This is a genomic window from Aeromicrobium phoceense, assembly GCF_013868155.1.
In the GTDB taxonomy this organism is placed as follows: domain Bacteria; phylum Actinomycetota; class Actinomycetes; order Propionibacteriales; family Nocardioidaceae; genus Aeromicrobium; species Aeromicrobium phoceense.
Genome location: NZ_JACEOG010000001.1, coordinates 1,643,858 through 1,668,395, shown reverse-complemented (window position 1 = coordinate 1,668,395; position 24,538 = coordinate 1,643,858). Strand labels below are relative to the sequence as shown.

Sequence of the window (24,538 nt, the reverse complement as noted above, 5' to 3'; positions counted from 1 at the left end):
CAGGAGAGTCCATGCCCTTCCTCGGCCGGTTCCCCGCCCTTCCCCGGGTCCTCAACCCGTACATGCTGCCGCTCGCGAGAAAAGTGCCCCCGCTGGTGGTGCTGCGGCACTTCGGCCGGCGCACCGGCCGCACGTTCGAGGCGCCGGTGATGGCGTTCGCCACGGGTCGCGGCCACATCGTGGCGCTCACCTACGGGCACGACCCGAACTGGGCGCTCAACCTGCTCGCGGCGGGCCAGGGCGAGATGGTCCGCGCCGGACGCAGGTACGCGATCTCCGACCCGCGCAGGCGCACCGACGCCCACGCCGACGTGCCCGCGCCCATCGCCGCGATCCTGCGCGCCATGGACGTGCACGACTTCCTCGAGTTCACGACGACTCCGCTCTGATCGGTCACATCCGGCACGTCCCGATCGTCAGCGGGGTGAACGAACGAGATGGAAGGGTGGACGCCGTGGAGCAGACCGAACAGTTCGAGGCGGAGCGACCACGCCTCGTCGCGATCGCCGGGCGCGTGCTCGGCGACCCGGCCGAGGCGCAGGACATCGTCCAGCAGGCGTGGCTGCGCCTGCACCGCAACGAGACCCCGATCGACGACCTGCCCGCCTGGCTGACCACCGTCACCACGCGGCTCTGCCTCGACCGGCTGAAGTCCCGCACCCCGGTGCCGTTCGAGGACGTCGACCCCGGCGAGACCGAGGGCGACCCGGCCGACGACGTCGCTCTGGCCGACACCGTCGGGATCGCGCTCAGCGTCGTGCTGGAGCGGCTGGCCCCGCGCGAGCGGGTCGCCTTCGTGCTGCACGACAGCTTCGGCTTCGAGTTCGGCACGATCGCCGCGGTCCTGGACACCACTCCGGCGGCGGCGCGCAAGCTCGCCTCGCGCGCCCGCGCCAAGGTGACCCAGCCGCGGCCCGAGGACAGCCTCACCGACTGGGAGGTCGTGGACGCGTTCATGGCCGCGGCGAGGAACGGCGAGTTCAACCGCCTGCTGCAGCTGCTGGCGCCCGACGCGCTCGTGTCGGCGGACGACGCGGCGATCCTGGTCGGCACGCCCGAGCGCATCGAGGGGCGCGGCGAGGTGGCCGCGTTCTTCAACGGCAGCGCTCACGCGGCCCTGCCCGTGTTCGTCGAGGACCGTCCCGGCACCGCGTGGTTCCTCAAGGGAGCCGCGCAGGTGGTGTTCGACTTCACCATCCGCGACGGCCTCGTGCAGGCCATCACGTTCCGCGCCGCCCCCGAGGTGCTGGAGACGGTGCAGCGCCGCGACGGCGCAGATCCCCGGGGCTGATCGGTCACACCGACGCCCTCCCACTCGTCAGACAGATGAAGGCCCAACGAAGGAGAACACCATGAAGACCATGACCTGCCGCGACCTCGGCGGACCCTGCGACCACGCCCACCGCGGCGAGGACGCCGACGCCGTGATCAACGCCCAGGACAAGCACCTGAAGGCCGCCGAGAAGGCCGGCGACGCCACCCACCAGGAGGCGCGCGACGCCATGAAGGGACGCTGGCGCCACCCGAAGAAGTCGCTCGGTTGGTACAACGACATGAAGAAGAAGTTCGCCGAGCTGCCCGAGGACTGACGCGGGTCACGCAGTCACGATCTCGGACTCGCCCGGGAGGGTGGGGCCGTCCGGCCCTCGGAACGCCAGTGGCAGTCCCCTGGCCACGTTCCACTCGAGGCTGTCGGTCACCTGGAGGTGCACGTGCGGCTGGGTGCTGTTGCCCGAGTTGCCGCAGGCACCCACCGCGCGGCCCTCGATGACCTCGTCGCCGACGGCCACCCGTACCGACTCCTGCCGCAGGTGCGCAAGCAGGACGAACGGCCCACCCTCCCCCATTGCGATCACCACGTGGTTGCCGGCGATTGCGGCGGCACCGGCCCGCACCCGCCGCGCCTGCGTGAGCGCGTACCGCAACAGCGTCGGCGCGGATCGTCGCACCTCGTGGTCTGGCTCGCCGTCGTGGGCGACCACCACACGACCCGAGCACGGCGCCAGGATCGGGAGACCGAAACCCACGAAGCCCTCGGGTGGTTCGGTGGCCACCGCCGCGCGCCAGCTCCACGGCGCCGACCGGCCCCGCTCGTCCACCGCGACGAAGTCGATCGCGTAGGTCGTCCCCATCAGGTGGGTGCCATGGCTCGGCACGCGCCGCGCCGGGCTGTTGCGAGCCAGCCACCGGCCGGTGAAGGGATACGCCAGCTCGATGGGCGCGATATGACCGTCCGTCATGGCTTCCACTCTGGCACCCGGCACGTGCACCATGAGGCATGCCGAGTGTCTTTCACGACGACTTCGACGGGCCGGGCCTCGACCGGTCGGTGTGGCTCCCCCACTACCTGCCCGCGTGGTGCTCGCTGGAGTCCTCCGCAGCGGACGTCGAGGTCCGCGACTCCTGCCTGACCCTGCGCATCGCGCCGGAACAGGGCCTGTGGTGCGCCGACGACCACCAGCCGCCGTTGCGCGTCTCGGGCGTGCAGAGCGGCAACCACTCCGGACCTGTCGGCAGCACGATCGGCCAGCAGCCGTTCCGCGAGGGCCTGACGGTGCGCGAGGAGCAGGAGACGTTCTGGGGCTGGACCCCGAGGCTCACGTCGCTCGAGGTGGTGGCGCGGATGGACCTGTCGCCGCGCTCGATGGCCTCGTGCTGGCTGGTGGGACGCGAGCTCGATCCGCGCGAGTCGGCCGAGATCTGCCTCTTCGAGGTCTTCGGCGACACGCTCCAGGCGGGCTCCGCGGAGGTGGGCGCCGGACTGCATGCCTTCCGCGATCCCGACGTGCCTGAGGACTTCGCGACGACACGGTTGCCGATCGACGTCGCCGAGTTCCACACGTACGCCCTCGACTGGACCGCCGACGAGGTGCGGTTCTCGGTGGACGGCAAGCCGCTGCGCACCTGCGCGAGCCCACCGGCGTACCCCATGCAGGTGATCCTCGCGGTCTTCGACTTCCCCGAGCGCGCGCCCGGCGCGGACCCCGATCACGTCCCCCGGCTCGTGGTGGACCGCATCCGCGAGACGGCCTGACACGACGACGAGGACCGGCTACTCCCCGACAGGCTCACCGGCGAGTTCAGCGACGATGTCGAGGTGCCCGAGGTGGCGCGCGTACTCCTGGATGAGGTGGAGCAGGACGCGCTCGAGCGTGGCGGGCGCGCCTCTCCAGTGCGGCCCGGGGCGACCGACGTCGGCCAGGTCGTGGGCCGCGATCACGGCCCGACTGCGTGCACCTTGGGTCGCCAGCGCAGCGATGACGTCCTCGGTGGCCTCATCGGGTGCCACGTGCCAGGGCTGGTCCCGCTCGTGGTGGAGTCGGTCACCCCACGGCGCGTCGACCTCACGGCCCTCGAAGGTCCATTCCAGCCATCGCAGCTCCACGAACGTGAGGTGCTTGACGAGTTCGATCGGGGTCCATCCGGACGACAGACGACTGCGTCGTCGCTCGGCCTCGTCGAGGCCCTCGGTCTTGGCGATCACACGATCGCGGAAGTAGTCGAGGTAGCGGATGAGGACATCCGCTCGTGAGTCGGCCGGGAGTGACGGGCTCGGGAATTCAGCTTCCACCCGTCCACGATGACACGCCCGAGCCCGCCTCGTGCGCCATCCGCCGCAGCGTCGTCAGCACGGGCTCGTAGAGCAGGGTTCCGACGATGAGCTTCTCCGCGGCGACGATCGGATCGGTCTCACTGGTGACCCGTGGGACGTCGACGGCGGCCACGGTCGCGGCGGCCTCGGCGTAGGCGTCCAGCACCTCGTCGGTGGCCGGGAAGTCGAGCTCGTCGACGGTGTCGAGCGCGGCCGCCAGCGTCCGGCGGTGCGGGCTGTCCGGCTCCAGGTCCCAACCGCGCCGGGCGAGCAGGGCATCCACCTGGCGCCGGGACTCCTCGGACGGCTCGTCCTGCACGGGCGCGGACAGGTGCCACTGCGTCACGCCGCGGGCCTCGTGCAGCGATCCGGACGCGTCGAGCGCAGCGACCACGGCGCGGACCTCCTCGAGCGCCAGTCCGGCCACGTCGGTGAGGGCGCGGACCAGGCGCAGGCGCCGCAGGTGCGACTCGTCGTAACGCGCCCACGTGGCGCCCTCCGTTGCGCCGGGCGGGACGAGGCCCGCTCGCAGGTAGTACTTGATCGTCGCGGTCGGCAGTCCGCTGCGTGCGGAGAGTTCGGCGAGGCGCATGACGCCATCTTGACAGATGGGATAGTCAAGGTCTCCAATAAATGGGATAGTTCCACTATCCGAACATTAGAGTCCTCCATGGAACCCCTGCTCTCCGACGCCTCCCGTCAGCTGGCCGGCATCCTCTTCCTCGCGCTCGTGACCGTCGAGACGGGCGGCCTCTACATGGTTCGCATTGTCACGGGTCGCGAGCGCGCCACGCCGTTCCAGGAGAAGTTCGCCCGCGCCGGTCACGCGCACGCCGGCGTGCTGCTGGTGCTCGCGCTCGTCTGCCAGCCGTTCGTCGACGCCACCGATCTCACCGGTATCTGGGAGTGGCTGGCGCGCACCGGCGTCGCGGTGTCGGCACTGCTGATGCCGGGCGGCTTCTTCTTCGCCTCGATGGGTCGCGGACGCACCGAGCCGAACCGGCTGATCGTCCTGGTCTTCGCCGGAGGACTTCTCCTGGCGGTCAGCCTCGCCACGCTCGGTGTCGGGTTGCTCGTCGCCTGACGCCTCAGGCCCGCGTCGCCCGCTTCGGCGGGCGGTGCCGCGACCGGGACGGCCGACGCTTCAGCGGAGCCACCAGCTCCTCGATGGCCGGCGACGGCGGCAGGCCCAGCTCGTCGGCCAGCAGCTGCTCGTAGCCCTGGTACTGGCGCAGCGCCTCGGAGTAGTTGCCCTCCGCGAGGTGCACCTCGATCACGCGGCGGTGCGCGGTCTCGCGCAACGGTTCGGACCGCACGGCCGTCAGGCCTGCGAGCAGCGCGTCCACGAAGCGGCCCCGCTCGCGCAGCCGGGCGGAGTAGCGCTCGAGGGCGTGGAGGCGCTTCTGCCGGTAGCTCTCGCGCTCGACGCTCAGCCACTCGTCGTCCCAGTCGGGCAGCAGGTCCATGCCGAGGATGGCGAGGTCCTGGACCCCCGGGTGCGACAGCGGGTCGGCGGCCGCGCACAGCGCCTCGGCGAGCGCCTCTCCCCTCCACACGTCCACCTCCAGGTCGGCGGCGAGCCGCAGCGACGTCGCCTCCGACCTCACCAGCTGCCGTCCGCGCGGCCGCGGCAGCCGCCACAGCACGGAGCGCAGGTTGGAGGCGGCCTGCGCCGGGGGCGCCTCCACCCAGAGCCGCTCGGCCAGTCCGGTGCGGGACGCGGGGCGATGGCGGTGCGCGATCGCGAGCAGGGCCAGCAGGCTGCGCGCAGGCACGGAGAGCACGACCGGCTCCCCGTCGAAGACCAGGTCGAAGCCGCCCAGCAGGGAGAGTCGTGGCGTGGGCGGTGAGCGGTCCATGGGCGACCTCGGATGCGTGCTCGGGTGGGTCTGGCCCCGACCGGCTGCAGGGCCTGCGGTGTCGCGCAGGTACCCCCCCCTGAGGAGGGGCCCAAACGCGGTTGCCACGTCACCGGCACGGCTCGGTCACGCGCCCGAGGCGCAACGGCGGCGTGAGCGTCGCGGAAGGTCGTACGACGGGGTGACGCGCGGCCTCCACGGTGGTGCCGAGCGGTGCGAACGGCGCACCCGAGGCGGAGGAAGACACCATGTACCGGCACACCAAGTCGCTCCAGTTCCAGGTCAAGCCCGAGCGCCCCGACGCGCTGTTCGCCGCGAAGCTCCAGGAGCTCGTGGGCGGTCAGTTCGGCGAGATGACCGTGATGATGCAGTACCTCTGGCAGGGCTGGAACTGCCGGATCCCCGGCAAGTACAAGGACATGATCCTCGACATCGGCACCGAGGAGATCGGCCACGTCGAGATGCTCGTGACGATGATGGCGCGGCTGCTCGAGGGCGCCCCGTCCGAGACCCAGGCCCAGGCGGCGGCAGCGAACCCCGCGCTCGCGGCGGTGCTCGGCGGCCAGAACGTGCAGCACGCGATCGTCACCGGCGGCGCCGCGATGCCGACCAACAGCCAGGGCGTCCCGTGGAACGGCGGCTACATCGTCGCGAGCGGCAACCTGCTGGCCGACTTCCGCAGCAACGTCGCGGCGGAGGCGCAGAGCCGGCTGCAGACCGCGCGCGTCTACAACATGACCGACGACCCGGGCGTGAAGGAGACCCTCCAGTTCAACCTCGCCCGCGACACCTACCACCAGCAGCAGTGGCTGCTGGGCATCGAGCAGCTCATCGAGGACGGCTTCACCGACGGTCTCGAGGACTCGCACAAGGACGAGGAGAAGACCGAGCACGCCCGCACGTTCTACTCCTTCACCGAGGGCAGCCGCGCCGGCGAGGGCCGCTGGGCCCAGGGCAACACGCTCATCGGCAACGAGGAGCTGGTCTTCGCCGAGGGCGTCCCGTTGACCGACGACGTCAACCAGGTGCCCCCGCCGGATCCGCTGCTCTTCTCGACCTACGACGGGAGCATGGGCCCCGGCACCCCAGGCAACGCCGGTGGCGCGTTCAAGCAGGGTGCCGAGAACCTCCTGCACAAGGCCAAGGAAGCCCTGACCGGCGACGACAAGTGAGTCGCGGCCCGCGTGAGAGGAGAGGTTCCGTGCTCGAGATCGTGATCCGTCCGATGGCCGACGCCTTCATGCAGGTGGGCGTGTTCGTGGCCCTGCTCGCCGCCCCGTTCGGCTGGGCCCGGTACCGCTGGGGCGACCGCTTCGACGCGGCGCTGGAGCGGCACCGTCGCCTCGGCCCGCTGGTGGCGGCACTGCTGACGTCCCTCCGGGGTGTGGCGGCGCGATCATCGTCATGGCGGTCTACTCACGCGGGGCCGTGTCGTACGGGGCTGCGGTCGCGGCGCTGGTGGCCACGATGGGCGACGCGTCGTGGGTGCTCCTCGCGGCGGAGCCGGTGCTCACACTGAAGTTGAAGGTGCTTCTGGTGATCACGGGCGCCGTGACGGGGTACATCGTGGACGCGGCGGGGCTCGCGCCCCGTCTGCGCCGCGACCGCGTCGTCCGGGCCACCGGGTCGAGCGCTGCTCCATCTCGGATCAGTGCGGTGGGGGTGCTGCTCAGGGAGGCAGCGCCCTCACCCGCACCTCCCGGCGGGGCGGTCGCGGCACCGGCGCTCACCGCGTTCGGTCCGCTGCCGTTGGCGCTGTGGATGTTCCTGGCGGGCGGACTGGTGGTGAGCCTGCCCGTCACGTTCCAGCTCCTCGACCCGGCGGCCCTGGGCGAGTCGCTGTTCGGCGGCGTCGACCCCTACCTGGCGCTCGGCGCGATGGGCACGGCGCTGTGCCTGGTGGCGTTCGTGCGGGACGGCTGCAAGGTGGCCGACGACGACCCCGAGACGGCGAACCCGAGCTCACTGGCCGAGGTCCTGCGTCATGGCGGACGCGAGGTCGCCTTCGTGACCGTCTGGGTGGCCTTCGCCTACGTGGCGTAGGCGCTCGTCTCGGCCGGCACGGGCTTCGACGGCTCGCAGCTGCCGCTGTTCGGTGCCGTGGGCGTGCTCGTCGGCGCGTGCGTCGGCCTGATCCCGGGCTGCGCGATCCAGATCGTCTTCACGGGGATCTTCCTGGCAGGCGGCATGCCGCTCTCCACGCTCGCCGCCAGCACGGTGAGCCAGGACGGCGACGCCCTCATCCCCCTGCTGGCGCTCGAACACCGATCGGCCCTGCTGGCGACGGTGATCACCACGATCCCCGCGGTGGTCGTGGGGTTCGGCATCCTGCTGCTGGGCTGAGCCACAGGTCTGTCCAAGTGGCCGCGCTCGCGCCACACTGGGGCTGAGCGCTCCGGGGGGACACGATGGATGTCAACACGTTCTACGCGGTCTTCTCCGCCACCTGCTTCACGCTGGTCGGCCTGTGGTGGGGCGTGACGCTGCGCGACACGAGCTGGGTGGGCGACCCGGTGCGCCGCCGCGCGATCGGCGGGGTCTACCTGGCGTTCCTGCTGCCGGCGCTGATGGGACTGTTCGCGCAGGTCGGCGGCGTGGAGCAGCCGGCGATCTGGAGGGTCAGCTTCATCGTCATCGCCGCGGCGGGCTGCTTGGCGACGGTGCGCCTGCTCACGTCCGGCCACGAGCCCGCCCTCACCGCGATCCGGGCCGGCTCCATCGCCGTCTACGTGCTGGTGGCGCTCATGGGCGTGTTCCCCGGCGCGGCCGACCTCGTGGGCCTGCGACCGATCCAGGCCGAGGCGCTCCTGCTGGTCCTCCTGGTCGCGCTGGGGCACGCGCTCGTGTGGCACCACCTGGTGCACGACACGGCGGCGAGTTCGGCCTAGGCCGTCGCGGTCCGGTTCCGGACCTCGCGCTCCATCCGCTTCTCGTGACGCTCGCGCCCCTTGATCGCCTCGAGCTCACGGCTCTTCGGCGGCGCCTTCGTGACGAGGTCGTCGAGCAGCCGCCGCGTCGCCTCCGCGATCTCGTCGATCGCCCGCTCGAACGCCTCGGCGTTCGCCTGCGACGGCCGCGTCGACCCGCTCACCTTCCGCACGAACTGCAGCGCCGCCTCACGCACCTCGTCATCGGTCGTCGCGGGCTCGAAGTTGTGGAGCACCCTGATGTTTCGGCACATACTCCGACGGTAACCCGTGCGTTGCGGGCACGAAAGGCGCGAAGTAGCTGCTCGTCCGCTTCGCGTCACGCGATGTCCAGGCCCTACTCCGTTGGGAACTGTTCAGCGACGCGTGAGCGAAAAGCCCTCCAGCCGTTGAGCGCACGGAAGTCGCGTGCGGCGCGGAGGACCCCCGACAAACGCGAGAGGCGACGAATCGCTCGCGGGGCCCAAGCGATACGGGGGCCTTCAGGGCCGCGCGAACCGTGTAGACGCATGAGCTGGCGGGGTCAGCTGCGCCGCACCTCGAGACGTCTTTCGCATAAAGCTGTCGAACTCGGTCCCAGCCACGCTTTGGTCCAGCGTCGCACCGGTCCACGCCAGCCGGGATCGTGCGGTAATAGTTGCAATCGGAAGTGTCAGAAACTGCGCATAGGGTGACGCTCCATGGATGCAACGGTTGCCGCCCTCTTGATCTCGGCCTTGTCTTTGGTGCTTGCGGGGCTCTCCCTGGGATGGCAGGTTGCCCAATGGCTGCTCGCCGGCGGCCGACCAAGAGCAACCCTCATCCATGGGCTGGTCGACGGGAACAGCGTCTACTCCGGCCGGGTGAAAGAGGGGGTGCCACATGATCTTTCCAGCCTGCGGCGGCAGGGAATCATTGGTACCCAAGTTGTCGGAATTCGGGTGACCAATCACGGTCGAGCACCAGTCTCAATCTCGAGCGTTGCGGTACATACTCGCGGCGGCGCTCTTACCCTCAACCCCCTCGGTGGCCTGATTGGCCCTTCATTGCCCTACCAGCTCCTGCCTGGAACCAACGAGACATGGTACGTAGACGCCGTGGACGTCGCGAAACTCGCATCGTCGTCCCGCGAGGTACTAAATGAGAACGTCCAAGGGATCTACATGACCGCTGCCTTGGGAACGGGTAAGAGCATCAAAACGCCCGAATTCTTGCGCGCGTAGTCCGACGCTCTCGTACCCAAAGGCGCGCCCGCGACGGCGGTCGTTGCTGGGAGTTTTCGGTTGTGCCATTTGCGCATCATCAGGCACCTCTACGATGCTCACGTCGGCCAGTCGCTGAGCCGAAACTGACATACTTCGAATACGGGCGTCGAGAAGCAGGGCGTTCGCTTGACGCCCGGCATCGGCCCTGAGAACTGGACTAAAATGCGCTCTGAGTACGACCATGACACCGTTCTGCGAGACCTTGTCACGGCGTATCGGAAGGCAAAAGTCGACCTGTACTACGACGACAACCCTCGCCGCCTCGAACTCGTTCAGTACGAGGAGGACTTAGCTCAAAATCTTCATAGGCTCCGCGAACAACTGGCGGGCGATGACGAGTCATGGGTTCGATGCCGGGATTTCACGGGTGGCTTCACGTTTGTCCCCAAGTCGTTGAGGGAGCCGGAGAGCGTTCGCCGCTCCTTTTGGTCGGTGCCAGCGAAGTCGTGGCGCGGTCATTGGGACGGGAACGAGGACAACCGTCCAACAGCAGAATTCCGACTAATGGCAACCTGCAGCATTGACTTCCATGTCCTTTCGACCCTCTGGATGTTGCACGTCGGCACGTTCTTGGACATGAACTTAAGTTCCTCAGCGCGAGGTAGCCGACTTCAGTACTTGGACTTTGGGTCAATCGATCACCTGAGCACTGGCTCGTTCAAGAATTACCGGTCCGCATACCGGAGTTGGCGCAATGACGGCCTCAGAAGGATGCGGGAGGGACTCGACTCCGGCTCGGAGATCATCGCGATGACTGCGGATGTCACGGCGTTCTATCACCGTCTGGACGTCAGCTTTCTCCTCAACGAACAATTCCTCGACGATGCCCTAAGCCTCGAACTTGGACCGTGGCAGCGGAAGCTACACCGGCTGTTCGTCGACGCGCTCCAGTCGTGGGCGGCGTTTGTGGCGGAAGAAATCGACTGGCACGGAGGCTGCGGACTGCCGGTCGGGCTCCCTGCATCCGCCGTCGTCGCGAACCTGGCACTGAGGGAACTCGACAACGTCATGGACGAGATGGATCCTCTCTTCTACGGACGGTATGTCGACGACATCCTTCTGGTAGTCGAAGACGAGGGTGACACGCCGAACCAGGCAGCATTCCTTCGCAAGCTCTCCAAACGAACTGGCGGGCTCCTCATCCTAGGGAGTACCGACCCGGCTTCCGACGAGCACGGCCTCCGGTACGTCCCCGATTACCTCACTGCCTCGAAAGTCGTGTTCGCGAACGATAAGAACAAGACATTCCATCTTGCGGCACCCAGCGGGTACGCCGTGATCGACGCCATCAAGTCCAACATCGAAGAGCGAAACAGTGAGTGGCGCGCGCTCGCAGTCGTCCCACCGTCGCTCGCCGAGATCGAACCGTCCATTGCTCAAGCTCGGCGCTCGGACGGGGACCCGGCCCTCAACCTTCGGGACGCCGACGAAATCTCGGCTCGCAAGCAATCATTCTCCATTCGCATCCGAGATTTCGAGGGATTTGAACGCAACCTCGGCCCCGGCGCATGGGAGGCCGAACGGAAGGAGTTCTTCCACGCCGTCCGCGAACACGTCCTGTCACTCCCTTCGCTGTTCGAGTTGGCGAACTATCTGCCCCGCATCTTTGCGTTGGGGGCGGCGTGCTCGGACGCGAAGGTTCTCCTCCCGACCTTCGCGGTACTTCCCACCCTCCCGAAAGAAGTCCGCGACACCTGCGACATCAAGGTCTCCGACATTCCAATCGATGAGCGGCGTCGCAATCTTGTGCTTGACCGGTGGGCAACATATCTCGCAGACCAAGCGATAGATGGCCTCGCACGCGGCTGGGTTGGCCCGATGACCGGGAGCATCCTCCGCGAGACCCGTGAATTGCTGACTCCGCTAAAGCCGCGGCACGCTGAGATCCTCTCGAAGGTCAGCGCCGTAGGAGATGCACATGTGCGGCTAGCGCAACGCGACTTGGCACATCGTCCCTACAGATGGGGTGTTCTCGGCTTTGCTAAGGGTGAGCAAGTGCCCGCAGCTTCGCGTCGGAAGGCGCCGCTGCATCCGGTCATACGGGAAGGGCTCAACGCTCTCGCCAGAGCGCTACCGAACTGGCGTGGTCCAGTTCTTGGCAACTTTCGGCACGGAAGCCACGACGCGGGGCTCGCGTTCGCTACACGTCCACCGTCGATGATGGAGTTGTATCGAGTCCTCGCGCCGCACGCTCCCAACGGGTACGGCATCGCTGACTGGACCCTCGTCGACAAGGTCTTGAAGGCGTTCCGCGGTTACGGGCACCCGAGGACCATGCTCGAGAACCGCAAGGACCTCCCCTCGGTGATCCATGTGCCGATGGACCGCCGCAGATCGCCTGTCCGGATCGCTTTGGTGATGATGGAGACCAACGAGCAGGACACCATCGAATCGGCAAAGGGAAGCGGCGCGTCGCTGACAGGCGAGCGCTACAACGCCATCCGTGCGCTTCTCGAGTCTGTTCGTAAGGGCGTCGATGACGGAGCCCACTTGCCGCCCAACAAGAAACGCGATAGACGGCCCGACTACGTCCTCCTTCCGGAACTCTCCATCCCGGAGAGCTGGTTCGACGAGTTCGCCCTCGGCCTTATGCGGTCCGGGATCAGCCTTATCGCAGGGATCGAACACCAACCGCGACCGAGCAGCGGCATTTCCAATCAGGTGTGGGCTGCGCTCCGAACGAACAACCTGACGACCGACTACTTCCTCTACCGCCAGGACAAGCAGAATCCGGCATACCCTGAGCGTCCCATCCTGACCGAAACCAAGACGACGTGGACGCCTGAATTTCGATGGTCGAACCCACCGGTCATCGAGCACGGAGGCTTCAGATTCGGACTTCTCATATGCAGTGAGTTCACCAACATCAACTACCGTGCTCATCTGCGGGGCGGTGTCGACGCCCTCTTCGTACCCGAATGGAACCAAGATCTACATTCGTTCGAGGCTCTCGTCGAAGCGTCTGCGCTTGACCTTCATGCATACATCGCTCAGGCCAACACTCGCGGATATGGAGACACCAGACTCCGGGCGCCAAGCAAAGAAGAGTGGGGGCGCGATGTTGTTCGGCTCCGCGGAGGCGAACACGACTACTTCGTGGTTGGCGAGATGGACTACGACGGTCTTAGAGCTTTCCAAAACGCCCCGCCGACAACTCCGCCGCAGAACAAGCCGAAACGACTCACCACGTTCAAGCCAACTCCCGACGGATTCGTCCCGGACCCGGCGCGCGCGACCTGAGCGCCGAGCAACACCAACCCGGTGCCCGTCTCGCTGCCTCCGAGAGGAGTTCCTCCGCATCGATCCGGGGGGGGGGGACGCCGCGGGATGTCATCGCGTCGAGCGAATGCCGCCAGTTGAGTCCTCTGCGATAGTGCGGAAATGACATCGCCGCTGCGTCGTGCCGTCGGATCCGTGAAGGTCACGTACCGCGCGAACGGGGCGGACAGGCCGTTCGGGGACCCTTTGCCTGCGCACGGGGTCGCGATGGAAGGCTACTTCTGGCGTTTCACCGACCCCGCCACTGGCCGCGTGGTGATCGCACTGAACGGAGTGAACCGGGCGGCCGACGGGACGTGGTCGACCCTCGGGATCGCGGCGCACCCGAATGGCTTCCTCCACACCACGGCGCACCCCGAGGGCCACGCCGACGAACACGAGCTGGGCGTGACCTCGGGTGACGCCCTCAAAGGCACGACCGACAGCCTCCACGTCGACCTCGCGCCGGACGCGCGGCTCGACGTCCGGATCACGAAGCCAGTGCCCTGGCCGCGGCGCAGCTTCGGCGGGTCGAGCGTGTTCCAGTCGGTCCCCGGGCTCAACCAGTACTGGCACCCGTGGCTGCTCGGCGGGTCCGCGCACGGCACGGCCGTGGTCGGCGACGAGACGTGGGAGCTCGACGGCTGGTCGGTCTACGCGGAGAAGAACTGGGGCAAGGGCGGGTTCCCCGACTCGTGGTGGTGGGGCCAGGCGCAGGGCTTCGCCGACCCGTCGGTGTGCGTCGCGTTCGCCGGCGGCGAGGTCACCGCGGGGCCGCTGCGCACCACCGTCACGGCCGTGGTCGTGCGGCTGCCCGACGGCTCGGTGATCCGCCTCGGCGACCCGGTCGTCTCACCCGTGCGGGCGGAGGTCACAGACGAGCGCTGGTCGCTCCAGGGCCGCAGCGCGCGGTGGCGCGTCGACATCGAGGGATCGGGCAGCCTCGCCAGCGCTCACGTGCTGCCGGTGCCCCTCCCCCTCGAACGGCGCAACGTGCCCGGCGCGATCGAGCACCTCGGCGCGCACATGCGCGTCACAGTGCGGCACCGGGGCAGCGTCGCGTGGGAGGGCGAGTCGCACGTCGCCGCGCTCGAGCACGGTGGCATCGACCGGGCGCGCGCCGAGGTCACGCGCCGGGGTCACGGGCCGGACGCCGAGGACGCTCCCCCGACGACCCGCCCGCTCCTCTGACGGCTCAGAGCGCGGTGACGACCTGCTCGTGCTCGAGACGCGGCAGGCGGTCGAACCAGGCGTTCTCGCCGGGGTGGCCGATGTTGACGACGACCATCGACTTGTAGCCGGTGCCGGCCAGCAGGTCCTCGTCGATGCCGGCGGCGTCGAACCCGGTCATCGGGCCCGCGGCCAGGCCTGCGGCGCGCACGCCCATCACGAAGTAGCCGACCTGGATGCCGGCGTTGAAGCGGGCCATCGCCTCACGGGCGTCCGCGTCCGGGAACCAGTCCTTGGCGCCCTCCGCGTGCGGGAAGACGGTGGGCAGGTGCTCGTTGAAGTTCGTGTCGGCGGCCAGCACGGCCACCAGCGGCGCGGTCGCCGTCTTGTCGCGGTTCCCGTCCGCCATGTGCTTCAGCAGCCGCGAGCGAGCCTCGTCGCTGCGGATCAGCACGACGCGCAGGGGCTGGCAGTTCATCGCGGTCGGCCCGTACTTCACGAGGTCCTGGATGGCCGCGACCTGCTCGTCGGTCACCGGCTCGTCGGTGAAGGAGTTGGCGGTGCGGGCCTCACGGAACAGCAGGTCCTGGGCTTCGGGGGACAGACGCAGAGAATTGTTCACATTTCAACTAACGCGCCACGCCGAGCCGAGGATTCCACGTCCGGAGCGTGTCTCCGCTCACGTCGACGGCTGCGAGGATGACGTCATGGACCCGAGTCCGAAGCTTTCTTCACGACTCGCGGAGGTACTCGACGTACTGCCGCTGCGGCCCGGGCTGCGCGTTCTCGAGATCGGCGGCGCGCCCGGTCCACTGGCCCGTGCCATCGCCGCGGGAGTGCGGCCGACCGGTTTCGTCCTCGTCGTCGACCGGTCCGAACGCGGCACCGCGGCCACCGAAAGAGCCTGCGCAGCCGAGATCCGCGACGGACTCGTGGGCGTCAGGTGCTCGCCCGTGGAGTCGTTCGCCCTCGAGCCCGGCGAGCCTCCTTACGACCTGGCGCTCGCGAACCGCGTGGGTGCCTTCGACGGGCGCCAGCCCGCCGCCGCCGCGGCCGCCCTCGAGGCGATCACCGCGGCGACGACACCCGGAGCGCCGTTCTACATCGACGGCCGGCTCTGGACGTGACCCCTTCGGGGCACCCTCGCGTCTCAGTCAGCTCAGGCCCAGCGGAGGTTCCTCGGGTGAAGCCCCTCCACTGAGCCCCATCGCCTCCCGCGCGATCGGCGGCGGGGCCTGGAAGTCGAAGGCGCGGAACAGCACGGCGTGCGCGACGCCCACTCGGCGTCCCTGCATCTTGGTGATCCCCGTGATCATGGGGCGCGGCGGCGGATGTCCCTCGATGCCCGCGAGGTACTGACCGTGCGCCTCGAGCGAGGCGATCCCCTTCTCGAGCGGCTCGCCCGTGACGTCGACGCCGTGGGTCGGCGCGGAGTCACCGGACACGAGCAGCCACCGCGGCGACCACGGCTCCAGCCCCTCCGAGAGCAGCTCGGGGAACACCCACCGGTTGCCGGCGTCGCGCACCGCGTCGAGGGCCGCCAGCCCGGCCACCCGGTGATCGGCCTGGTTCAGCCCCGCGACGAACTCGATGTCCCACGAGCCCACCAGGACCGCGTCGGGCCGGAAGCGCCGGATCGCCATCGAGATGTCCCGGCGCATCGCCAGCGAGTACTCCAGGATCCCGTCGGGGTAGTCGAGGAACTGCACGTCCGAGACGCCCACGATCTCCGAGGCGGCGATCTGCTCGCGCTGCCGCAGCTCGGCCGTCTCCTTGGGCGGCAGCGCGTCCATGCCGGCCTCGCCGCGCGTCAGCAGGAGGTAGGCGACGTCGATGCCCTCGCTCGTCCACCGCGCGACCGCGGACGACGTGCCGTACTCGACGTCGTCCGGGTGCGCCACGACGCACAGGACGCGCTCGAAGGCATCGGACGGGAGGGGTGGAAGCAGCTCATCGGCGCTCATCCTCGGAGCGTACGCCCGGCCGGGGCCGATGCGACAGGCTCACGGACGGATGACGACCCGGCCCAGCGCCCGGCCCGACATGAGGTGGCGCAGCGCCTCGGGCGCCTGCTCGAGCGGGAACGTGCGGTCGACCACCACGCGCAGTTGCCCGGTCTCCATGAGCTGCGTCAGCGTGCCCATCAGCTCGCGCTTGTCCGGGGAGGCGAACGACGGGCCGCGCAGCTGGGGGTTGACCGCGGAGCGCGCCATGAGCCCGAGCTGGAGCGGGATGCCGCCGAGCCAGTGGTGTCCGCCCGCACCGAACGCATCGTGGCCGATGAGGAGGTAGCGACCGTGCGGGTCGAGCACGCGGCGCACCTCCCGGAACGGATGGTTGCCCGGCACGTCGAAGATGACGTCCCAGCGGTCGCCGCTGCGGGTGAAGTCCTCGGCGGTGTAGTCGATCACGCGGTCGGCGCCGAGCGAGCGAACCAGGTCGAGCTTGCTCGTGTGCTCGACCGCCGTGACCTCCGCGCCGTACGCCTTGGCGAGCTGCACCGCGATCGCGCCCACTCCCCCGCCGGCCCCGTTCACCAGCACCCGCGATCCCGCCGGCACCCACCGCTGCGGGAGGTTGTTGAGCGCGATGAGGCCGGCCGTCGGCACCGCCGAGGCCTCCTCGAACGTGACACCGGAGGGCTTGTGCGCGAGCCCCACCTCGGGCGCGGTCGCGAACTCGGCCCAGGCGCCGCCGTTGCGCCACTGGACGCCGCGGATCGTCTCGCCGAACACCTCGTCGCCCGGCTTGAACCGCGTGACCTCGCGGCCCACCGACTCGACCACGCCCGCGACGTCGGTGCCGGGCACCTGCTGGCGCGGACGCCGGACCCCGGAGCCCATGAGCCGCAGGACGGTGGGCTTCCCTGCCACGACGTGCCACACGTCCGGGTGCACCGACGCGGCCCGCACCCGGACCAGCACCTCGTCTTCAGCGGGCTCCGGGCGGTCGATCTCACCCACGCGGAGATCGTCGACGGACCCGTAGCGGGTCTGCAGGACGGCTCTCATGCTCGGCACCGTAGTGGACGACGGGTCCGTAGTCTGAGCGCCAACCGGTTCCGACCCTAGGGAGTGCGCATGACCGACGTCTGGCCGATCGTCCACGCCGAGCGCGATGCGCTGATCGCCGATCTGGAGCAGCTGCCCGCCGCCGCCTGGGACACCCCGTCCCTGTGCGCCGCGTGGACGGTGCACGTCGTCGTCGCGCACCTCGTGGACACGGCGCTCACCACGCGCGTCGGTTTCGTCGCGGGACTCGCGCGCGCACGGTTCGACTTCGACCGCCAGAACGACCGGGGCGTCCGGCGCCATCGCGGCGCGACTCCTGCGGAGACGCTTCGAGGGCTCCGTTCGGTAGCGAAGCGCACGACCACCCCACCCGCGCCGCTCGACAGCCGGCTCGTGGAGGCGATCGTCCACGGCGAGGACATCCGGCGGCCGCTGGCCATCGCCCGCGCCTACCCGCAGGAGGCCGTCGAGCGGGCGATCCACCTCCAGTCCCGCACGCCGCGGTCGTTCGGCGGTGGGAAGGAGCTCCTCACGCACGTGCGGCTCTCGGCAACGGACTCCGACGTCGCGCTCGGCGACGGCCCCGAGGTCAGCGGTCCGGCGCTGTCCCTCCTGCTCGTGCTGACGGGACGGGCGGTCGCGCTCGAGGACCTCGAGGGCCCGGGCCTGGAGCCGCTCACCGCCGAGCTTCGCTGAGGAGCTTTCACCTGACCTCGTTCGCCAGGCGCAGGACGGCGTCGGCGACCGGCGCCCCGAACATGACGGCGTCGTTGTGGTCGGCGGTGAGCTCCACGCGCTCGAACAGCGACGGGACCTCGTCCGCGACCTGCTCGCTGAGCGCCGTGGGGACGATCGAGTCGCGGTTCCCGTAGATCACCGTGACGGGCACGTCACTGTCCGCGAGGTGCTCGGAAACGGGGAACCGGTCGCGCAGCAGCAGGCGCACCGGCAGCCACGGGTAGTGGTGGGCCCCAACGTCGGCGAGCTCGGTGAACGGCGACCGCAGCACCACGCCCGCCGGCGGCGTCCTGACCTGGAGCGCCGCCACGACGCCGGTGCCGAGCGACTCGCCGAAGTGGATGGTCCGCGAGGGCGGGTAGCCGAGCTCCTCCAGCGCGACCGCGGCGGCGTCCGCATCGGCGGCGAGTCCCGACTCACTCGGCCGGCCTGGGTTCCCGCCGTAGCCGCGGTAGTCCATCAGCAGCACGGCAAGCCCGCGACGGCTCAGCGCCGTGGCGAACTCGGCGCGGCTCAACCGGTTCCCGCCGTTGCCGGGTGCGACGAGCACCGCGAGGCCCTTGTCGGTCGCCTCCGCCGCCGGGACGAACCAGGCTTCGAGGTCGAGCCCGTCCTCCGTGCGGAGAGTGACGTCCCGCGCGCCGTCGACCACCTCAGCGGCCGACGGCACCGGCTCGGAGTCCGGGAAGTAGATCAGCTGGCGCTGCAGGAACCACACGGCGAGCACCCCCGTCCCGACGATCAGCAGCGTCACGAGAAGGACCACCATCAGCCTCCTGCTCAGCGGCGCGGTCATCCCTCATGCTCGCGGCGGGACCCGCCCGAGGCAACCGCACGACCGGAGGGAAGTTGAGTCGCTGAGGCCCATATGTGGGCCGAATCGACCCATCATCAGGACCGCGAGGTCAGCGCGCGGGTCGCGAGGCCAGGGTGGCCGTGTCGGTGTTGGCGCCGCACACCACGACCGCGACGCGCTCGCCCGGCTGCGGCACGTACCGCCCGGAGTGCAGCGCCGCGTAGGCCGCGGCGGCGCCGTGCTCGGACGGCACGCGAAACTCGTCCCACAGCGCCGACCGGGCCGCGACGATCTCGTCGTCGGTGACCATGACCGGAACCGGCGACTCGGCCTCGACCGCTGCGAAGGCGAGGTCGCCGAGGCGGCGCGCGCCCAGCGAGTCGGCCGCCACTCCCGAGACGGACACGTCGACCGGGCCGCCGGCCTCCATCGCGCGGTGCAGCGTGGGGCACAGCTCGGGCTCGACCGCGACCACCCGGGCCCGGCCGAGCGCCGAGGCCGCGACGCCGGCGAACAGCCCGCCGCCCCCGACCGCGACGACGATCGTGTCGATCGACGGCTCGTCCTCGAGGATCTCCTCGGCCAGCGTCCCGGCGCCGGCGGCGACCTCCACCTGGTCGTAGGCGTGCGCGAGCACGGCCCCGGACTGCTCCGCGAAGTCGACGGACGCTCGGTACGCCTCCGCGAACTCGCTGCCGACCCGCCGCACCTCGGCTCCGTACGCCGCGATCCGGTCCACCTTCACCTGCGGCGCCGACTCGGGCACGAAGACGGTGGCCCTCAGGCCGAGCTCGCGGGCCGCGAAGGCCTGCGCCAGGCCGGCGTTCCCGCCCGACGCCACCACGATGCCGGCGTCGGTGATCTCACCGGCCTCGACACCGGCGAGCTGGCGATTGAACGCGCCGCGGGTCTTGAACACACCGCAGTGCTGGAGTTGCTCGAGCTTCAGCCACAGGGAGTCGTCGGCGGACGCCCGCCACAGCGGCGTGCGCCGCACGCGGCCTTTGATGCGTTGCGCTGCTGCCTGCACATCCTGCCGGGTGACCGTCACGCGTCCAGTATCGCGATCGCGCGCGACGCGCTCAGAGGGAGTCGAGGACGACCGGGTCCTCGCACGCCCGCGCCCACGCCGCGATCCGGGCGCGGATCTCGCGACCGAGCAGCCATTGGCCGATCGGCTCGGCGACGAAGCGCAGCCACGACGGGCGCACGGAGTAGGTGTACTTCCAGACGGCGCGCGTGCCGTCGCGCCCGTCCCGGACGTCAGGCACGAACCGCCAGCCGCCGCCGAACGAGGCGAAGAACCACGGACCCGTCACCATCGTCATGCCCACCGAGGTCGGCGGGCGGTAGGAGACGTACTCGGAGACCATGCGCGGCCCGACCCGGGCGCGGGTGTGCGTGCGCACGCCCTTGGCAGGCCGGTCCGCGTCGATCAGGTGCTGCTCACGGATGAAGGGGTCCCAGCGCATCCGGACGGCGCCCGTGGTCTGCGAGACCGCGAACGCCGTGTCGGGCGGGACCGGGACCCACGCCTCCGCCGTGACCTGGGGCATCGAGCCTCAGTGACCCCCGCCGATGGCGGCCGGGCCCGCCTCGCGGCGGATGTCGATCACGTGGCCGGTCATCGACGCGACCAGCACGTCGAGCGAGCGACGGGCGACCTCTTCCGACGACAGCAGCGTGCCCTCGGGCTCCTCGCCGAACGCCTTGGTGCGCATCGGGGTGCCCGTGCGCTCGGGGTTCACGCAGTTCACGCGCACCTCACCGGCCCACTCGTCGGCCAGCGCCTGGGTGAGGTTCACGGTGGCGGCCTTCGCCGACGAGTACAGCGAGTAGCCCTTGCGGCCGCGCGTGTAGGACGAGGACGTGAAGAGCAGCAGCGAGCCGTTCGAGTCGGCCAGCAGCGGCCGGAACTCCTGCGCGATGAAGATCGGCGCGAGGTAGTTGATCTCGGTGGCGGCCCAGATCGTCTCCTCCGACGTGTCCGCGAGGTCGCCGATCGGCAGGACGCCCGCGGTGTTCACGACGTAGTCGACGCGGCCGGCCTTCTCGATGACCTCACGCGCGGCCTCGGCGACGTCCTCGCGGCGGTCGACGTGCGTGCCCGTGGACGAGCGCGAGAACGCGTACACCTGGGCGCCGTACGACTCGGCCAGCTTCGCGATGTCGCCGCCGATCCCGTAGGAGCCGCCGAACACGACCATCGTCTTGCCCTCGAGCGCGGCGCGGTACCCCTCGTCGTCGAGCTCCTCCGGCGTCTCGGCGGAGGCCAGCTGGAAGAGCTTGTCGGCAATGTAGACGTCGATCGGCTCGGTGACCTTCATGTTCCGCTCGTGACCCTGGACGACCGCGATCGGCACGTCGGGGCGGTAGCGCAGCACGACGGTGCAGTCGTCGGTGGCGGTGAAGTCGGGGTCCTGCCACGCCTTCTCGTAGGCGTCGCGGATGATCGACGCGCGGAACGCCTGCGGGGTCTGGCCGCGGCGCAGCAGGTCGCGGCGCAGCACGTCGGAGATCGTGTCGAGGTCGCCGGAGCGCTCGTCATGAACCTGCACCACGGTGTCGGCCGACGGGATCGCGGTGTCGACGGCCTCGTAGGTGCCCAGCGCCTCGACGACGTCGGTGATGATCTTCTGCGAGACGAGCGGGCGGACCGCGTCGTGGAAGAGGACGTTGCACTCCTCCTCGCCGAGCGCCTTCAGCGCCAGGCTGGTGGTCTCGTTGCGGGTCGAGCCGCCCTCGAGGACCTGCGTGACCTTCGGGTAGGCGCCGTCACGGACGATCGCGTGCACCGGGTCGAGGTGGCCCTGCGCCATCAGGATGATGATCTCGTCGATCGAGTCGGCGGCCTGGAACACGGAGATCGTGTGCTCGAGGATCGTCTTGCCGGCGATCTTGATGAGCTGCTTCGGGATGGCCAGGCCCACCCGGGTCCCGGTGCCACCGGCGAGGATCACGGCCACGTTGCGCAATTCGGTCACCAGTCGAGGCTACCGGTGAGGCGTCACGGGATCTCGATACACCGTCTCGCTGCGCTCGCCGGCACTCGATCACCGGCGGCGGAGGGCCATATCGAGACCATGGGCACGGAGCCGGTGGTCGAGTAGCTCACGAGCGCAGCGAGGGGCGTATCGAGACCACGGCCACGGAGCCGGTGGTCGAGTAGCTCACGAGCGCAGCGAAGGGCGTATCGAGACCACGCTCAGGCGCCGGGGCGGATGACCGCGTCCTGCTGCTGCTTCTTCCAGGCGCGGAAGCCCTCCTCGGTCTCGCCGCAGCGCCAGTAGGCCGAGACGGAGATGTCGGGGCGGGCCACGCGGCCGTCCATCAGGTAGGGCCGCACGGACTTCAGCAGCGCCGACTCCCCGTGCACGAAGGCCTGCACGCGCCCCTCGGGCCACGCCCACGCGCGCACCGCCTGGTCGAGCAGCGTGGTGGAGCCGGGCGCGTCGCCGTCGCGGTACAGCCAGTTCACGTCGACGCTCGCCGGGCTGGGCAGGTCGATCTCGTGCCCGGGTCCGTCGACCTCGATGAAGGCCGTGGCGGCCGCATCGGGCTCGAGCGCCTCGATCGACGCGGCGATCGCCGGCAGCGCCGCCTCGTCGCCCACGAAGAGGTGGTGGTCGGCGTCGGGGCTGGGTCGGTACGCACCACCGGGGCCGCGGAACCGCAGCGTGTCCCCGGGCTTCGCGCGCAGCGCCCACGGGCCGGCGAGGCCCTCGGTGCCGTGCGTGACGAAGTCGATCGCGAGCTCGCCGGCCGCGGCGTCGACCCACCGCACCGTGTAGGTCCGCAGCACCGTGTCGTCACCGTCGGCGAAGACGAGCTTGACGTAGGTGTCGGTGGAGTCGAGGTGGTGCGCGAGGTACTCCTCGAACGCGGGACCGCCGAGCACCACGCGGCGCAGTCGCGGCGCCAGGTCCTCGGTGCGACGAACGATCAGTTCAACCTCGGTCTTCTGAGCCACGCTGTGTAGCCTAAACCGCGTGACCAACGGCCTCGATCCATCGACCTTCGACTCCCAGATCCGCCCCCAGGACGACTTGTTCCGACACGTGAACGGGCCGTGGCTGCGCGAGACGCCGATCAAGCCCGACCGGGCCACCGCGGGAGGGTTCGTCGATCTGGTCGACGAGGCCGAGATCCTGGTCCGCTCGATCGTCGAGAAGGCCGCCGCCGAGCCGCAGGACGACGAGCAGCGCAAGATCGGCGACCTCTTCGCCAGCTTCATGGACACCGAGCGCATCGAGCAGCTCGGCGCGGCCCCGCTGGCCGACGACCTCGCCCGCATCGACGCGATCGACTCGGTGCCCTCGCTGGTCCGCACCCTCGGCACGCTGGAGCGCGAGGGCGTCAACAGCATCATCGGCCTCTACATCGCCCCCGACCGTGGCAACCCCGACCGCTACGTCACGCACGTCGTGCAGGCCGGCATCGGCCTGCCCGACGAGTCGTACTACCGCGACGAGCAGTTCGCCGACGTCCGCGACGCCTACCGCGACCACATCGCCACGATGCTCGAGCTCGCCGGGTTCTCCGACGCCAGCGAGCGCGCCGACCGTGTGCTCGACCTCGAGACCCGCATCGCGTCGCACCACTGGGACCGGGTCGCCGTGCGCGACGCCCAGAAGACCTACAACCTCAAGACCCTCGACGAGCTCGGCGCGCTGACGCCCGCGTTCGACTGGCGCTCCTGGGCCGAGGCCGCCGGCATCGAGCAGGCCGTGCTGGCCGAGGCGGTCGTCTCGCAGCCGTCCTACCTCGAGGGCCTCCAGACCCTCCTCACCGACGACGTCCTGCCCGCGTGGCAGGACTGGCTGCGCTGGCAGCTGGTGCACGGCGCGGCGCCGTTCCTGTCCGACGACTTCGTCGAGGAGAACTTCGCGTTCTACGGCAAGACCCTCCAGGGCACCGACGAGCTGCGCCCGCGGTGGAAGCGCGCCATCGGCTTCGTCGAGGGCTCGATGGGCGAGGCCGTCGGCAAGATCTACGTCCGCACCGAGTACCCGGCCGAGGCGAAGTCGCGCATGGAGGAGCTCATCGCGAACCTGCTCGAGGCCTACCGCATCAGCATCCGCGAGCTGCCCTGGATGAGCGACGAGACCAAGCAGCGCGCGCTGGCCAAGCTCGACGCGTTCACCCCGAAGATCGGGCACCCCGAGAGCTTCAAGGACTACGACGCCCTCGAGACCGACCCGACCGACCTGGTCGGCAACGCCCGCCGGGCCCAGTCGGTGGCGATGGACCGCGAGCTGGCCAAGATCGGGCAGCCGATCGACCGCGACGAGTGGTACATGACGCCGCAGACGGTCAACGCCTACTACAACCCGACGATGAACGAGATCGTCTTCCCCGCCGCCATCCTGCAGCCGCCGTTCTTCGACGCGCAGGCCGACGACGCGGTGAACTACGGCGCGATCGGCTCGGTCATCGGCCACGAGATCGGCCACGGCTTCGACGACCAGGGCTCGCAGTACGACGGCACCGGCGCGCTGAGCAACTGGTGGACCGACGACGACCGCGCGGCCTTCGACGCCCTCGCCGCGCGGATCATCGCGCAGTACGACGACCTCAGCCCTGAGAACGCCGACGGGCAGACGGTCAACGGCGCGCTCACGATCGGTGAGAACATCGGCGACCTCGGCGGACTGGGCATCGCTCACCTCGCGTTCCGGCTGGCGCAGCAGGACAAGCCCGCGGAGCCCATCGACGGGCTCACCCCCGACCAGCGCTTCTTCCTGGCGTGGGCGCGCGCGTGGCAGGGCAAGGTGCGCCCGGCCGAGACGATCCGCCGCCTCACGGTCGACCCGCACTCGCCCCCGGAGTTCCGCTGCAACCAGGTCGTCAGCAACATCGACGCCTTCTACGAGGCCTTCGACGTGACGCCGGACGACGCCCTGTGGCTCGACCCGGCCGAGCGCGTCACGATCTGGGCCTGAG

General features: G+C 69.8%; 26 protein-coding genes and 1 pseudogene. 14 read left to right on the top strand and 13 right to left on the bottom strand.

What is annotated here, in order from left to right; translation table 11 throughout:
* Window positions 1-11 precede the first annotated feature (11 nt).
* The 3 genes from H1W00_RS08120 to H1W00_RS08110 all read left to right on the top strand — a co-directional run bounded on the left by H1W00_RS08120 (window position 12) and on the right by H1W00_RS08110 (window position 1,589).
* The gene (locus tag H1W00_RS08120) at window positions 12-389 is read left to right on the top strand and encodes a PNPOx family protein (protein ID WP_181755240.1); all 378 of its coding nucleotides are present in this window, start codon (window positions 12-14) and stop codon (window positions 387-389) included.
* Between the two features lie 65 nt (window positions 390-454).
* The gene (locus H1W00_RS08115; RefSeq protein ID WP_181755239.1) at window positions 455-1,291 is read left to right on the top strand and encodes a sigma-70 family RNA polymerase sigma factor; all 837 of its coding nucleotides are present in this window, start codon (window positions 455-457) and stop codon (window positions 1,289-1,291) included.
* Window positions 1,292-1,352: 61 nt separating this feature from the next.
* Window positions 1,353-1,589, top strand: a complete 237-nt coding sequence (locus tag H1W00_RS08110; protein ID WP_181755238.1) for a hypothetical protein — start codon at window positions 1,353-1,355, stop codon at window positions 1,587-1,589.
* A gap of 6 nt (window positions 1,590-1,595) precedes the next feature.
* Here H1W00_RS08110 and H1W00_RS08105 read toward each other — a convergent pair whose 3' ends face one another.
* Window positions 1,596-2,240, bottom strand: a complete 645-nt coding sequence (locus tag H1W00_RS08105; RefSeq protein ID WP_181755237.1) for a M23 family metallopeptidase — start codon at window positions 2,238-2,240, stop codon at window positions 1,596-1,598.
* 38 nt (window positions 2,241-2,278) lie between these two features.
* Between H1W00_RS08105 and H1W00_RS08100 the strand changes: the two genes are divergently transcribed.
* Window positions 2,279-3,034, top strand: coding sequence for a glycoside hydrolase family 16 protein (locus tag H1W00_RS08100; RefSeq protein WP_181755236.1), 756 nt, complete (start codon window positions 2,279-2,281; stop codon window positions 3,032-3,034).
* An 18-nt stretch (window positions 3,035-3,052) separates the two neighbouring features.
* Here H1W00_RS08100 and H1W00_RS08095 read toward each other — a convergent pair whose 3' ends face one another.
* On the bottom strand, window positions 3,053-3,571 hold the full coding sequence (locus H1W00_RS08095) for a mycothiol transferase (RefSeq protein ID WP_181755235.1): 519 nt from the start codon (window positions 3,569-3,571) through the stop codon (window positions 3,053-3,055).
* On the bottom strand, window positions 3,561-4,184 hold the full coding sequence (locus H1W00_RS08090; RefSeq protein WP_181755234.1) for a MerR family transcriptional regulator: 624 nt from the start codon (window positions 4,182-4,184) through the stop codon (window positions 3,561-3,563). The genes H1W00_RS08095 and H1W00_RS08090 overlap by 11 nt, the downstream gene beginning before the upstream one ends.
* A gap of 78 nt (window positions 4,185-4,262) precedes the next feature.
* On the opposite strand from H1W00_RS08090, the gene H1W00_RS08085 reads away from it, so the two are divergent.
* Window positions 4,263-4,676, top strand: coding sequence for a DUF8059 family membrane protein (locus H1W00_RS08085; RefSeq protein ID WP_181755233.1), 414 nt, complete (start codon window positions 4,263-4,265; stop codon window positions 4,674-4,676).
* Window positions 4,677-4,680: 4 nt separating this feature from the next.
* On the opposite strand, the gene H1W00_RS08080 is transcribed toward H1W00_RS08085, so the two are convergent.
* Window positions 4,681-5,451 carry an AfsR/SARP family transcriptional regulator gene (locus tag H1W00_RS08080; RefSeq protein WP_181755232.1) on the bottom strand — a complete coding sequence of 257 codons (771 nt, stop codon included), beginning with the start codon at window positions 5,449-5,451 and terminating at the stop codon, window positions 4,681-4,683.
* Window positions 5,452-5,699: 248 nt separating this feature from the next.
* Here H1W00_RS08080 and H1W00_RS08075 point away from each other — a divergent pair, with 248 nt between their 5' ends.
* The 3 genes and pseudogenes from H1W00_RS08075 to H1W00_RS08060 all read left to right on the top strand — a co-directional run bounded on the left by H1W00_RS08075 (window position 5,700) and on the right by H1W00_RS08060 (window position 8,339).
* Window positions 5,700-6,623 carry a manganese catalase gene (locus H1W00_RS08075; protein WP_181755231.1) on the top strand — a complete coding sequence of 308 codons (924 nt, stop codon included), beginning with the start codon at window positions 5,700-5,702 and terminating at the stop codon, window positions 6,621-6,623.
* Between the two features lie 112 nt (window positions 6,624-6,735).
* Window positions 6,736-7,794, top strand: a pseudogene (locus H1W00_RS08070) (putative manganese transporter).
* Between the two features lie 65 nt (window positions 7,795-7,859).
* The gene (locus H1W00_RS08060) at window positions 7,860-8,339 is read left to right on the top strand and encodes a hypothetical protein (protein ID WP_181755228.1); all 480 of its coding nucleotides are present in this window, start codon (window positions 7,860-7,862) and stop codon (window positions 8,337-8,339) included.
* Here H1W00_RS08060 and H1W00_RS08055 read toward each other — a convergent pair.
* Complete coding sequence (locus H1W00_RS08055) at window positions 8,336-8,632, bottom strand: DUF2277 domain-containing protein (protein WP_181755227.1); 297 nt, start codon at window positions 8,630-8,632, stop codon at window positions 8,336-8,338. The two genes, H1W00_RS08060 and H1W00_RS08055, sit on opposite strands and share 4 nt — an antisense overlap.
* A 426-nt stretch (window positions 8,633-9,058) precedes the next feature.
* On the opposite strand from H1W00_RS08055, the gene H1W00_RS08050 reads away from it, so the two are divergent.
* The 3 genes from H1W00_RS08050 to H1W00_RS08040 all read left to right on the top strand — a co-directional run bounded on the left by H1W00_RS08050 (window position 9,059) and on the right by H1W00_RS08040 (window position 14,071).
* Window positions 9,059-9,580 (top strand): phosphoribosylamine--glycine ligase, encoded by a 522-nt coding sequence (locus H1W00_RS08050; protein ID WP_181755226.1) that lies wholly within the window; start codon window positions 9,059-9,061, stop codon window positions 9,578-9,580.
* Window positions 9,581-9,748: 168 nt separating this feature from the next.
* Complete coding sequence (locus H1W00_RS08045; protein ID WP_181755225.1) at window positions 9,749-12,862, top strand: hypothetical protein; 3,114 nt, start codon at window positions 9,749-9,751, stop codon at window positions 12,860-12,862.
* Between the two features lie 291 nt (window positions 12,863-13,153).
* Window positions 13,154-14,071 (top strand): tocopherol cyclase family protein, encoded by a 918-nt coding sequence (locus H1W00_RS08040; protein ID WP_206679986.1) that lies wholly within the window; start codon window positions 13,154-13,156, stop codon window positions 14,069-14,071.
* A gap of 4 nt (window positions 14,072-14,075) precedes the next feature.
* Here the strand turns inward: H1W00_RS08040 and H1W00_RS08035 are convergent, their stop codons facing one another.
* Complete coding sequence (locus H1W00_RS08035; protein WP_181755223.1) at window positions 14,076-14,672, bottom strand: malonic semialdehyde reductase; 597 nt, start codon at window positions 14,670-14,672, stop codon at window positions 14,076-14,078.
* A gap of 85 nt (window positions 14,673-14,757) precedes the next feature.
* On the opposite strand from H1W00_RS08035, the gene H1W00_RS08030 reads away from it, so the two are divergent.
* Window positions 14,758-15,177, top strand: a complete 420-nt coding sequence (locus H1W00_RS08030; RefSeq protein ID WP_181755222.1) for an SAM-dependent methyltransferase — start codon at window positions 14,758-14,760, stop codon at window positions 15,175-15,177.
* A gap of 27 nt (window positions 15,178-15,204) precedes the next feature.
* Here the strand turns inward: H1W00_RS08030 and H1W00_RS08025 are convergent, their stop codons facing one another.
* Window positions 15,205-16,014 carry a PIG-L deacetylase family protein gene (locus tag H1W00_RS08025; RefSeq protein ID WP_181755221.1) on the bottom strand — a complete coding sequence of 270 codons (810 nt, stop codon included), beginning with the start codon at window positions 16,012-16,014 and terminating at the stop codon, window positions 15,205-15,207.
* Window positions 16,015-16,053: 39 nt separating this feature from the next.
* A complete protein-coding gene (locus tag H1W00_RS08020; protein WP_181755220.1) occupies window positions 16,054-17,061 on the bottom strand; it encodes an NAD(P)-dependent alcohol dehydrogenase in 1,008 nt (335 codons plus the stop codon).
* 69 nt (window positions 17,062-17,130) lie between these two features.
* Here H1W00_RS08020 and H1W00_RS08015 point away from each other — a divergent pair, with 69 nt between their 5' ends.
* A complete protein-coding gene (locus tag H1W00_RS08015; protein ID WP_181755219.1) occupies window positions 17,131-17,757 on the top strand; it encodes a maleylpyruvate isomerase family mycothiol-dependent enzyme in 627 nt (208 codons plus the stop codon).
* Window positions 17,758-17,764: 7 nt separating this feature from the next.
* Here the strand turns inward: H1W00_RS08015 and H1W00_RS08010 are convergent, their stop codons facing one another.
* The 5 genes from H1W00_RS08010 to H1W00_RS07990 form a co-directional block, all read right to left on the bottom strand.
* A complete protein-coding gene (locus tag H1W00_RS08010; protein WP_206679985.1) occupies window positions 17,765-18,595 on the bottom strand; it encodes an alpha/beta hydrolase in 831 nt (276 codons plus the stop codon).
* Between the two features lie 109 nt (window positions 18,596-18,704).
* Window positions 18,705-19,646, bottom strand: a complete 942-nt coding sequence (locus H1W00_RS08005) for a serine/threonine dehydratase (protein ID WP_181755218.1) — start codon at window positions 19,644-19,646, stop codon at window positions 18,705-18,707.
* 31 nt (window positions 19,647-19,677) lie between these two features.
* Complete coding sequence (locus H1W00_RS16240; protein WP_181755217.1) at window positions 19,678-20,151, bottom strand: SRPBCC family protein; 474 nt, start codon at window positions 20,149-20,151, stop codon at window positions 19,678-19,680.
* 6 nt (window positions 20,152-20,157) lie between these two features.
* A complete protein-coding gene (locus tag H1W00_RS07995) occupies window positions 20,158-21,579 on the bottom strand; it encodes an SDR family NAD(P)-dependent oxidoreductase (RefSeq protein ID WP_181755216.1) in 1,422 nt (473 codons plus the stop codon).
* Window positions 21,580-21,800: 221 nt separating this feature from the next.
* Window positions 21,801-22,565 (bottom strand): SIP domain-containing protein, encoded by a 765-nt coding sequence (locus H1W00_RS07990; protein ID WP_181755215.1) that lies wholly within the window; start codon window positions 22,563-22,565, stop codon window positions 21,801-21,803.
* Between the two features lie 19 nt (window positions 22,566-22,584).
* Here H1W00_RS07990 and H1W00_RS07985 point away from each other — a divergent pair, with 19 nt between their 5' ends.
* Window positions 22,585-24,537, top strand: a complete 1,953-nt coding sequence (locus H1W00_RS07985; RefSeq protein WP_181755214.1) for a M13-type metalloendopeptidase — start codon at window positions 22,585-22,587, stop codon at window positions 24,535-24,537.
* Window position 24,538 lies beyond the last annotated feature (1 nt).

Coding starts and splice junctions, on each gene's coding strand:
- H1W00_RS08120 (WP_181755240.1), top strand. CDS start 12: ATGCCCTTCCTCGGCCGGTTCCCCGCCCTTCCCCGGGTCCTCAACCCG.
- H1W00_RS08110 (WP_181755238.1), top strand. CDS start 1,353: ATGAAGACCATGACCTGCCGCGACCTCGGCGGACCCTGCGACCACGCC.
- H1W00_RS08105 (WP_181755237.1), bottom strand. CDS start 2,240: ATGACGGACGGTCATATCGCGCCCATCGAGCTGGCGTATCCCTTCACC.
- H1W00_RS08100 (WP_181755236.1), top strand. CDS start 2,279: ATGCCGAGTGTCTTTCACGACGACTTCGACGGGCCGGGCCTCGACCGG.
- H1W00_RS08090 (WP_181755234.1), bottom strand. CDS start 4,184: ATGCGCCTCGCCGAACTCTCCGCACGCAGCGGACTGCCGACCGCGACG.
- H1W00_RS08085 (WP_181755233.1), top strand. CDS start 4,263: ATGGAACCCCTGCTCTCCGACGCCTCCCGTCAGCTGGCCGGCATCCTC.
- H1W00_RS08080 (WP_181755232.1), bottom strand. CDS start 5,451: ATGGACCGCTCACCGCCCACGCCACGACTCTCCCTGCTGGGCGGCTTC.
- H1W00_RS08075 (WP_181755231.1), top strand. CDS start 5,700: ATGTACCGGCACACCAAGTCGCTCCAGTTCCAGGTCAAGCCCGAGCGC.
- H1W00_RS08060 (WP_181755228.1), top strand. CDS start 7,860: ATGGATGTCAACACGTTCTACGCGGTCTTCTCCGCCACCTGCTTCACG.
- H1W00_RS08055 (WP_181755227.1), bottom strand. CDS start 8,632: ATGTGCCGAAACATCAGGGTGCTCCACAACTTCGAGCCCGCGACGACC.
- H1W00_RS08050 (WP_181755226.1), top strand. CDS start 9,059: ATGGATGCAACGGTTGCCGCCCTCTTGATCTCGGCCTTGTCTTTGGTG.
- H1W00_RS08030 (WP_181755222.1), top strand. CDS start 14,758: ATGGACCCGAGTCCGAAGCTTTCTTCACGACTCGCGGAGGTACTCGAC.
- H1W00_RS08025 (WP_181755221.1), bottom strand. CDS start 16,014: ATGAGCGCCGATGAGCTGCTTCCACCCCTCCCGTCCGATGCCTTCGAG.
- H1W00_RS08020 (WP_181755220.1), bottom strand. CDS start 17,061: ATGAGAGCCGTCCTGCAGACCCGCTACGGGTCCGTCGACGATCTCCGC.
- H1W00_RS08015 (WP_181755219.1), top strand. CDS start 17,131: ATGACCGACGTCTGGCCGATCGTCCACGCCGAGCGCGATGCGCTGATC.
- H1W00_RS08010 (WP_206679985.1), bottom strand. CDS start 18,595: ATGACCGCGCCGCTGAGCAGGAGGCTGATGGTGGTCCTTCTCGTGACG.
- H1W00_RS16240 (WP_181755217.1), bottom strand. CDS start 20,151: ATGCCCCAGGTCACGGCGGAGGCGTGGGTCCCGGTCCCGCCCGACACG.